This is a genomic window from Trichloromonas sp., assembly GCF_041583255.1.
GTDB lineage: Bacteria > Desulfobacterota > Desulfuromonadia > Desulfuromonadales > Trichloromonadaceae > Trichloromonas.
Genome location: NZ_JBFHGD010000167.1, coordinates 1 through 7,506, shown reverse-complemented (window position 1 = coordinate 7,506; position 7,506 = coordinate 1). Strand labels below are relative to the sequence as shown.

Annotated in this window: 8 protein-coding genes; 6 read left to right on the top strand and 2 right to left on the bottom strand. The window is 59.4% G+C overall.

Annotated elements, in window-relative coordinates:
• Positions 1–200 precede the first annotated feature (200 nt).
• On the top strand, positions 201–998 hold the full coding sequence (locus ABYV89_RS12550) for a sugar phosphate isomerase/epimerase family protein (RefSeq protein WP_432823297.1): 798 nt from the start codon (positions 201–203) through the stop codon (positions 996–998).
• 60 nt (positions 999–1,058) lie between these two features.
• On the opposite strand, the gene ABYV89_RS12545 is transcribed toward ABYV89_RS12550, so the two are convergent.
• Positions 1,059–1,511: a universal stress protein gene (locus tag ABYV89_RS12545; protein WP_432823296.1), complete on the bottom strand. Its 453-nt coding sequence runs from the start codon at positions 1,509–1,511 to the stop codon at positions 1,059–1,061.
• A gap of 306 nt (positions 1,512–1,817) precedes the next feature.
• Between ABYV89_RS12545 and ABYV89_RS12540 the strand changes: the two genes are divergently transcribed.
• Together ABYV89_RS12540 and ABYV89_RS12535 are read left to right on the top strand one after the other, a co-directional pair.
• A complete protein-coding gene (locus tag ABYV89_RS12540) occupies positions 1,818–2,600 on the top strand; it encodes an IclR family transcriptional regulator (protein WP_432823295.1) in 783 nt (260 codons plus the stop codon).
• Positions 2,601–2,823: 223 nt separating this feature from the next.
• Positions 2,824–3,609 carry an alpha/beta hydrolase gene (locus tag ABYV89_RS12535; RefSeq protein WP_432823294.1) on the top strand — a complete coding sequence of 262 codons (786 nt, stop codon included), beginning with the start codon at positions 2,824–2,826 and terminating at the stop codon, positions 3,607–3,609.
• On the opposite strand, the gene coaE is transcribed toward ABYV89_RS12535, so the two are convergent.
• Positions 3,551–4,165 (bottom strand): dephospho-CoA kinase, encoded by a 615-nt coding sequence (gene coaE, locus ABYV89_RS12530; RefSeq protein ID WP_432823293.1) that lies wholly within the window; start codon positions 4,163–4,165, stop codon positions 3,551–3,553. The two genes, ABYV89_RS12535 and coaE, sit on opposite strands and share 59 nt — an antisense overlap.
• Positions 4,166–4,280: 115 nt before the next feature.
• Here coaE and ABYV89_RS12525 point away from each other — a divergent pair, with 115 nt between their 5' ends.
• From ABYV89_RS12525 to ABYV89_RS12515, 3 genes are all read left to right on the top strand, one after another.
• Positions 4,281–6,113 carry an AMP-dependent synthetase/ligase gene (locus ABYV89_RS12525; RefSeq protein ID WP_432823292.1) on the top strand — a complete coding sequence of 611 codons (1,833 nt, stop codon included), beginning with the start codon at positions 4,281–4,283 and terminating at the stop codon, positions 6,111–6,113.
• Between the two features lie 2 nt (positions 6,114–6,115).
• Entirely contained in the window at positions 6,116–6,688 is a 573-nt protein-coding gene (locus ABYV89_RS12520) for an isochorismatase family protein (protein ID WP_432823291.1), read from the top strand.
• Between the two features lie 81 nt (positions 6,689–6,769).
• A partial coding sequence (locus tag ABYV89_RS12515) for a hypothetical protein (RefSeq protein WP_432823290.1) occupies positions 6,770–7,506 on the top strand: 737 nt, incomplete at its 3' end.

The following is a 7,506-nucleotide window of genomic DNA, read 5'->3' as shown; positions in this document are numbered from 1 at the left end:
CTGGTGATCCTGGTGATGATCACCGTCTCCCTGCTGACGCCGCCGCCGGATGATATCCGCCGGTTCCTGGCCGAAGAGGTTCACGGCCCCTGATGATCCGTGACTGATTGCAGGCACGTTGCGGCGTCCCGTTGGCTGGCAACAGCGCCACCCCGATCGAGGCGTAAACATAACTGCGTTCTATTTATCTGGTTAAAAAAATGAAGTTGTCCCTGTCGGCAGGAAGTCTTTACACTCTTCCGCTGGAAAAAGTTTTTGAGATCGCCAGAGATACCGGGTTTGCAGGTGTCGAGGTCATCATCAATTATGATTTCCAGTACCAGGACAACCTCGCCCTGCTCAAGGAACTCGCCCAAATTCTGCCGATCGCATCGCTGCATGCGCCATTTATGGATCTGGACGGCTGGGGCAACAAGATTCAGCAGACCATTCGAACCGCCGAACTGGCCCTTGAATCTGGCATCCCGCTGATTAACTTTCATCCGCCATCCTGGCTTGGCTGCGAGTTTAAATTCTGGAAATGGCTCAATCGAATCAAGGACTGCCAGCAGGAAATCGGTCGCGACCAGGTGCTGATCACCATCGAGAACATGCCCAGCACCGGGCCTTTCGGGGTCAACCCCTACCTGCTCGGACTGACCTCGAGAATGATCCAGTTCATGGAAGAGCACAACCTGTTCATGACCTTCGACACCGCCCACATGGGCTCGTCGAAAGCCAACTTTCTGCATGACTTCCACCTGTTCTACAATACCGGGCGAATGCGCAACATCCACTTTTCCGATTTCGGCTATGGCCGTGAGCATCTGCTGCCGGGGCACGGCATTCTGCCGCTGACCCGTTTTCTCAATCACCTGAGGGAAACCGGTTACAACAAGACCCTGACGCTGGAGCTTTCGCCCCATGAATTTCCAGACCACGAGGAAGGCATCCGAGAGAGCATGCTGGAAATCTTTGCCTATCTTCAGCAGGAAACCCGGTTCGAGCAACCCAAATGACGCGGGAGGGGAAAGGACGACACAGAAAAGGCGGGTCAAAAAGATACGTTGCGGGAAGATTCAGCGGACAATATAGACTGAACAGCGGGCATGCAGAGAAACCTTGGTAGAAACGCTGCCGAGAAATGCCCGCTTGACCCTGCCGGTACCCGAGGACCCGATGACGATGACATCGACTTCCTCCTGTTCGGCAAAAGCCGTGATCTCCTCGGCGGCATCACCATATACGACCTCGACATGCAACGGGATATCGGCTTCAGCCGCCGCCTTTTCGACCACGTAGAAGATACGCTTGCGTTTTTCTTCCCAGTCAGGGCGTTCTGTCGCCGGCAATGCGGGGAAAAAGTCGGTAAACGAGGGAGCCCGCGACCCGGGAAGCACAAGGATGGCATAAACTTTGCTTTTGAAGCGGGTACCCGAGGCCTTGGCTAACCGCACCGCCTCCTCGGCAGCCTTGTCGGACTGGGGTGAACCGTCGATCGCCACCAGTATTTTTTTACTCAGGTTCAACATGAGTCAGCCTCCGGAAACGGACAATGGCATCAGCGTAGCCCAACCTTTTTAATCTGTCAACCGAGGCCGCAGTTCCGGCCTCAAGATTGAGGATAATCCGACGAATAGCATTGACAACTATAGAACACTATTTTATATTTGAGACCAACAACAATTCCACCGGAAAATGCTCAGGGCACGGGGTCTTGTGACCGTCCCCCGGAAACAGATTTCGCAATATTTTCCATAATGCTTGACATGGCTGGCGAAATTCATAAGATGGGGAGACTTTTGCTCTGAATCATATCTGGAGAGGGGAAGTTCCTAATGGCAAAAAAAGAGAAATCAGAATATATCATCCAGGCAGTCTCCCATGCCCTTGATCTGCTTGAGCAGTTTCACGGCGAGGTTGACGAACTGGGTGTCACGGAGCTCAGCAAGCGCCTGAAGCTGCACAAGAACAATGTTTTCAGGCTGCTGGCCACGCTGGAATCCCGCGGCTACATCGAGCAGAACAAGGCCACGGAAAACTACCGGCTTGGCCTGAAATCCCTGGAACTGGGGCAGACCTTCATCAAGCAGATGGGGCTGCTGCGCCAGGCCAAGCCGATCCTCGAAGGCCTGGTCGGCGACTGCAACGAAACCTCCTATGTCGCCATTTTCAAGGAAGGGCACGTGGTCTACCTCGACGTGGTCGAAACCGACCTGACCGTGCGTGTCGTCTCCCGGGTCGGCTCCCGCCTGCCGGCCCACTGCACGGCTTCTGGCAAGGTCCACCTGTCGCACATGACCGAAGAAGAAATCCTCACCCTGCTCCCCAGCAAGGAACTGAAAGGGTTCACCTCGACCACGATCACCGATCGTGATGCCCTGATGAAGGAGCTGGCCGTCATCGCCGACAAGGGCTACGCCATCGACAACGAAGAGATGGATCTCGGCGTCCGCTGCGTTGCCGCACCGATTCGCGACTACACCCGCCGCATCGTCGGCGCGGTGAGCGTTTCCGGACCCTCGATGCGATTCAGCGACGAGCGGATCGAAAAAGAACTGGTGCCGCTGGTCATCAAGGCCGGCGAAGACCTCTCGACCCGGCTCGGGTTCCACAAGTAACTGCTCCCAACGCCCCCGAAACTTCGGGGGCGTTTTTCATGCCCCCTCCCGCAACATTGACACCGCTCTCCGCGATGCTACAATTTAACCCAGATTTCCTCAATAAATCCGTACAATAAGACAGGCTCCACGAGGGGTTCGCGTGACGGTTTGCTCGCTGAAAAACATGGCGCCCCAACAAACAGACGGACATATGTCGACTTGCCTTCCACGCGAATTTTCGTTGAGCGACAATCCGGAAAACCAGCCGTTCCTGTTTGAACCGCAGCAGGCGGCACACGCGGCGGTGCTGCTCGTTCACGGCTTTACCGCAACCCCGTGGGAAATGCGTTCCTTCGGAACAGCCCTGGCCGACGCCGGCTTCCTGGCGCTGGGGATCTGCCTGCCGGGCCACGGAACGACTCCTGCCGATCTTGCCGACCGCCGCTGCGAAGAATGGCTGCAGGAGGTCAACAGGGGCTACCAACTCCTTGCCGACCGCCAGCACCGGGTTTACGGGGTCGGCATGAGCACCGGCGCCCTGCTGCTGCTGGCCCTGGCCGAACAACGGCCGGTCGCCGGGCTGACCCTACTTTCACCGTTTCTCCGCCTGCGCCACCGCCTGGCCCCGCTGGTCGGAGTGTTGCGCTTTTTCAAGCGTTACCAGCACAGGGACGTGTCCGAAGCACTGGCCGCCCACTATTACAGGGAGCGCCCCCTCAACGGGGTCTACCAGATTTACCGCCTGATCCGGCGCATCCGCCGCAGCCTCGACCGAATCTCGGCACCGACGCTGATTTTCAGCGCCAGGGGGGACCAGACGGTCGATGCTGCCAGCGCCCACGACCTGTTTCACCGGTTGGGCAGCCGAAACAAACGGCTGCATCAGTTCGGCCCCGAAGTTTCGCATGTATTGGCCACCCGGGAAAATCCCCGCTGGCAGGAAACAGTCGATCAGATGCTGATGTTTTTCAGGGAACTGGAACAGGAGCGGACGAGTGGGACTGCAGACGAAAAAAAAGCTCCCTGACCTGGGCCTCGGCCTGCGGCAGGGTGCCCGAGTTGTCGACAACATAATCGGCCCGACGGACTTTTTCCGCCAGCGGCATCTGGGCAGCGATCCGGGCCCGGGCAGCGGGTTCGCCAATTTCGTCCCTCTCCATCAGGCGACGCACCTGCTGCCGTTCGGCGGCGGTGACCACCAGCACGGCATCCACCCGCCCTTCGGCACCGGCCTCAAACAGCAGCGGCGCTTCGTAGATGATCAGGCGCGGCTCCCGGGCCAGCTCCCGCAGCCGCTGCTCGGCCAAAAGGGCAATGGCGGGGTGCATGATGGCGTTGAGATCGGTCCGCGCCTGCGGATCGGCGAAAATAATTTCGGCCAGCGCCTTGCGATTCAGCGTGCCGTCCTTCAACAGCACCGGTGGCCCAAAACGCTCAACCAGTCTGCTCAGGGCGGGTGCGCCGGGAAGGACCACCTCGCGAGCCAATTCGTCGGCGCTCACCACCACCGCGCCGAGGGCACCAAACATCCGGGCAACGCTGCTTTTGCCGGTGGCGATGCCGCCGGTAACCCCAAGAACCATCGTATCCTCCCAAACAAAACGCATGACCGCGTCCCGGAAACCGACCCCGGAGCGCTCAGCCTATCATATCAGCAGTTATCCGTTCTGAACGAGTGCTTTTTCGATCGGAGGCCTTATGAATGACACTCTGCCCCGCATGATCCTGGCCCAGGCCCGACGACTGAACCAGCATACCGCGCTGCGCCATAAACGCCAGGGCAAGTATCAGGATGTTGCCTGGGACCGCCTCGATGAAACCGTCCGCCGCTTTGCCCGCGGCCTGCTGGCCCTCGGCGTCGAGCGGGGTCACCGGGTCGCCATCATGGCCCCCAACGGCCCCGACTGGCTATATGCCGACGTCGGCGCCATGACCTGCGGCGCCGTGTCAGTCCCGGTCTATCACACTACCGGCCTATCTGCCATCCGCCACATCGTCGAAGACTCCCAATGCCAGGTACTCTTCCTTCACTCGCCGCTGCTAGCCGGCCAGATTCAGAAGCACCGCCAGAGCATGCCCCACCTTCAGCACGTTGTCCTGCTCGAAGGGCAGACGGACGATCCGGGCATCCTCGACCGGAAAAACTTTCTCGCCGGTGCCGAAAAGATCGATTCCGCCGCTCTCGAGCCACTGCTTGCCGAAACCCGGCCCGAGGATCTGGCCAGCCTGGTCTACACCTCCGGCACCACCGGACCGCCCAAAGGTGTCATGCTGACCCACGGCAACTTCCTGTCCAACATCCGCGCCTGCGTCGAACTGTTCAAGCTCGACGAGCAGGACGAATGCCTCTCCTTTCTGCCGCTGTCCCATGTCTTTGAGCGCATGGCCGGTTACTACCTGATGCTCCACTGCGGCACGGTCATCGCCTACGCCGAAAGCTTCGATACCATTCCGGCCAATCTCGCCGAAATTCGTCCGACCATCGCCATCAGCGTGCCGCGCCTGTACGAAAAGATGTACGCCCGGATCATGGAGCGGGTCCTTTCCGGCCCCTGGCTGCGCAAACAGATTTTTTTCGGCGCCCTCAAAGTCTGCCGCTCGGTGGTTAAGCAGGAACTGGCCGGGCAGCGCCCGCAAGCGCTGCCGAAACTACTGGCCGACCTGGCAAAAAAAACGATCTTTTCCAAGCTCAGGGCACACCTGGGCGGCCGGCTGCGGTTCTTCGTTTCCGGCGGAGCCCCCTTGAGCAAGGAGATCGCTGAATTTTTCCTGGCGGCCGGCATCCCCATTTATGAAGGCTACGGCCTGACCGAAACGGCGCCGGTCATCGCCGCCAACTACCCTGGACACCTGCGCCCGGGGACGGTGGGGCCGATAATTCCCGGCACGACCGTGCGTCTCGCCGAAGACGGCGAGATCCTGGTTCAGGGCCCGGGGGTCTTCCAGGGCTACTGGAACCGCCCGGAAGAAACCACCGAGGCTTTCGTCGACGGATGGTTTAAAACCGGCGACATCGGCGAACTCGACCAGGACGGCTACCTCTCCATCACCGACCGGAAAAAAGATCTGATTGTCACCGCCGGCGGCGAAAACATTTCCCCTCAGCTGCTGGAAAACCTGCTCAAGGGCGACAAATTCATCGCCAACGCCATGGTCTACGGCGACCGCAAAGCCTACCTCACCGCCCTGCTGGTGCCGAACCTGGAAAATCTCGAAAAACACGCGCGCAGCCTGAAAATCGATTTTCTCGACGCCTGCGACCTTGTCAACCATCCCGCCAGCCTCGAACTGATCCGCGACCGCCTCAATCGACTGCAGGACAATCTCCCGCCGTTCCAGAGGATCAAACGCTTCACCCTGCTGTCGGCGGATTTTTCCACAGAAGAGGTTACCCCGACCCTGAAGCTGAAACGCAAGCTCGTCACCAAGCATTTCCACCAGGTGCTCGAGGGGATGTACCTGGCCACCGACCACGGCGTCCACGACAGTGCCTTCTGCATCGTCGAGGATCTCACCGAAGAGGAGAAATAGACATGACCGACCAACGCAAGCAGCTCTGGCTCGAACGGGAAGGGACGGTGCTGGTGGTGGTGGATGTCCAGGAGCGGATGATCCCGGCCATGCCCCCTGAAATTCTCACCAAGACGACCAGGAACATCCGCATTCTGCTCGATGCCGCGGCGATCCTGAAGCTGCCGGTCATTACCACCGAACAGTACCCGGCCGGGCTGGGGCATACCATCCCCGAACTGGCGCCAGCGGCGAACGGCGAACTGGTCGAAAAGACCACGTTCAGCTGCTGCGGTGAGGCGGGCTTCCTCGAAGCCCTGAAAAGGCTGGACGCGAGGCAGGTACTGCTGGTCGGCATGGAATCGCACGTCTGCGTGTTCCAGACCCTGCTCGACCTGCTCGGGCACGACTACCCGGTACATCTGGTCCGGGATGCGGTCTGTTCCCAGAACAAAACCGACTACATGACGGCACTGCACAACGCCAGCCTGGCCGGTGCGACGGTAACTACCGTGCAAATGGCCCTGTTTCAAATGCTCCGCCACAGCCGCAGCCCGGAATTCAAGGCCATTTCAGCCCTGATTAAAAAGCGTTGAAAGCATTTACAATCTGGCCGCAAAATACTATGCTGAGAAGGTATGGCCGTGATCAACCCATCAGCAGGAGTAAACCAGACGGTGGCCAGCAGAACTCTTACATCGGAATACCTTGAAACAGCCCTGCGGGGACTTGACGTCCTGTTGAAGGCAACTCGTTTCTACCCCGCGAACCACCCGGCCCTCAAGACAGCCGTCGAGCAGACGCTGCTCAAATTTGCCCCGTTGCTGATCGGCCGCGAGGCGGTGGTCTTCTCCGTCCGCAAAGAGGGTTTCCAGGTCGACGACACCCCCTTGAGTTCCCGCAACCTGGTTTTGAAAAGTTTCGCTACCCAGCTGTTCGCCCGCCATGTCCGCACCCTGCTGGTCCTCCCCGACCTGTCCTCGCGGGACCTGCGTGAATTCGCCCGCAGCCTGTCGAGGGAACCCGTGGAAATCCAGCAACTCGGAGGCGCCCCGGCCCTGCTTCAGGAGGCCTGCGTATCGACCATCTGGATCAATGAGATCGATCTCTCCGTCATACTGATGCAGAAAAAAGAACGCGAAGACCTTCGCCAGGAGCTTGAAGAGAACGAACCGACCGCCGACGAAGGACAATCGGCCCCGCAAGCGGTTGAAATCCAGCACGAAGTTAAGGACCTTGAAAAGCTGCTGCAGGAGATGGAGCAAACCGAGTCGGACCAGCACTTTCGGATGCTGGCCAGAAACGTCGAGCCGCTGGTCCTGCTGAACCTGACCGATTCGGGCCGGCCGCTGGTGATCCGGGCACTGATGCTGCTCGGCCGCTACGCGGCAGACCGGCAGCTCTCGCTGACCCG

Coding starts and splice junctions, on each gene's coding strand:
- ABYV89_RS12550 (WP_432823297.1), top strand. CDS start 201: ATGAAGTTGTCCCTGTCGGCAGGAAGTCTTTACACTCTTCCGCTGGAA.
- ABYV89_RS12545 (WP_432823296.1), bottom strand. CDS start 1,511: ATGTTGAACCTGAGTAAAAAAATACTGGTGGCGATCGACGGTTCACCC.
- ABYV89_RS12540 (WP_432823295.1), top strand. CDS start 1,818: ATGGCAAAAAAAGAGAAATCAGAATATATCATCCAGGCAGTCTCCCAT.
- coaE (WP_432823293.1), bottom strand. CDS start 4,165: ATGGTTCTTGGGGTTACCGGCGGCATCGCCACCGGCAAAAGCAGCGTT.
- ABYV89_RS12525 (WP_432823292.1), top strand. CDS start 4,281: ATGAATGACACTCTGCCCCGCATGATCCTGGCCCAGGCCCGACGACTG.
- ABYV89_RS12520 (WP_432823291.1), top strand. CDS start 6,116: ATGACCGACCAACGCAAGCAGCTCTGGCTCGAACGGGAAGGGACGGTG.